At 72.1% G+C, this 1,217-nt stretch carries 2 protein-coding genes; both read left to right on the plus strand.

Going from position 1 to position 1,217, the window contains the following annotated elements; translation table 11 throughout:
* Nucleotides 1-255 (plus strand): adenylyl-sulfate kinase (locus BIV57_RS21685; RefSeq protein ID WP_139275755.1); only part of this gene is annotated, 255 nt, incomplete at its 5' end.
* A complete protein-coding gene (gene cysD / locus BIV57_RS21690; protein ID WP_071658562.1) occupies nt 252-1,166 on the plus strand; it encodes a sulfate adenylyltransferase subunit CysD in 915 nt (304 codons plus the stop codon). The genes BIV57_RS21685 and cysD, both read left to right, overlap by 4 nt.
* Nucleotides 1,167-1,217: the final 51 nt, after the last annotated feature.

Below are 1,217 nucleotides of genomic sequence, written 5' to 3' on the forward strand. Positions count from 1 at the left end.
CGCGCCCGGCACGCCGACGCGGACCTGCCCTACCTGGAGGTGCACGTCGCCACCCCCGGCGACGCGTGCGCCGCGCGGGACGTCAAGGGGCTGTACGCGCGCCAGCGGGCGGGCGAGCTCACCGGGTTGACGGGCGTGGACGCCCCCTACGAGGCGCCGGCCCGCCCGGAGGCGCGGCTGGACACCACGGACAAGGACGTGCGGGAGAGCGCGGACGAGGTCTACACGCTGCTGGCGGAGAGGGAGTTGGCATGAGCGGCGGACGGGAGGTCGCCTCCCTGGACCATCTGGATGTGCTGGAGTCGGAGGGCGTCCACATCATCCGCGAGACCGCCGGACAGTTCGAACGCCCCGTGCTGCTCTTCTCCGGCGGCAAGGACTCCATCGTCATGCTCCACCTGGCCCTCAAGGCCTTCGCCCCGGCCCCGGTGCCCTTCGGCCTGCTGCACGTGGACACCGGCCACAACTTCCCCGAGGTACTCGCCTACCGCGACGCCGTCGTGGCCCGGCACTCCTTGCGGCTGCAGGTCGCCTCCGTGCAGGACTACCTCGACGACGGCCGACTGCGCGAACGCCCCGACGGCACCCGCAACCCCCTGCAGACCCTGCCCCTGCTGGAAGCCATCGAGCACGGCAAACACGACGCCGTCTTCGGCGGCGGCCGCCGCGACGAGGAGAAAGCCCGCGCCAAGGAACGCATCTTCTCCCTGCGCGACGAGTTCGGCGCCTGGGACCCCCGCCGCCAGCGCCCCGAACTGTGGCAGCTGTACAACGGCCGGCACGCCGCCGGCGAACACGTCCGGGTCTTCCCCCTGTCGAACTTCACCGAACTGGACATCTGGCAGTACATCGCCCGCGAACGGATCGAGCTGCCCGCCATCTACTACGCCCACCGGCGCCCCGTCTTCCACCGGGACGGGATGTGGCTGGCACCCGGCGCATGGGGCGGGCCCCGCGACGGCGAGACCGTGGTCGAGCGCCAGGTGCGCTACCGCACCGTGGGCGACATGTCCTGCACCGGCGCCGTGGAGTCCACCGCGGAGACCCTGGAGCAGGTGGTCGCCGAGATCGCCGCCTCGACGCTGACCGAACGCGGCGCCACCCGCGCGGATGACCGCCTCTCGGAGGCGGCGATGGAAGACCGCAAGCGCGAAGGATACTTCTGATGGGCACCCAAGACCCCGCCGCACTGCTGCGGTTCGCCACCGCAGGCTCGG

It is taken from the genome of Mangrovactinospora gilvigrisea, assembly GCF_001879105.1.
GTDB classification, from domain to species: domain Bacteria; phylum Actinomycetota; class Actinomycetes; order Streptomycetales; family Streptomycetaceae; genus Mangrovactinospora; species Mangrovactinospora gilvigrisea.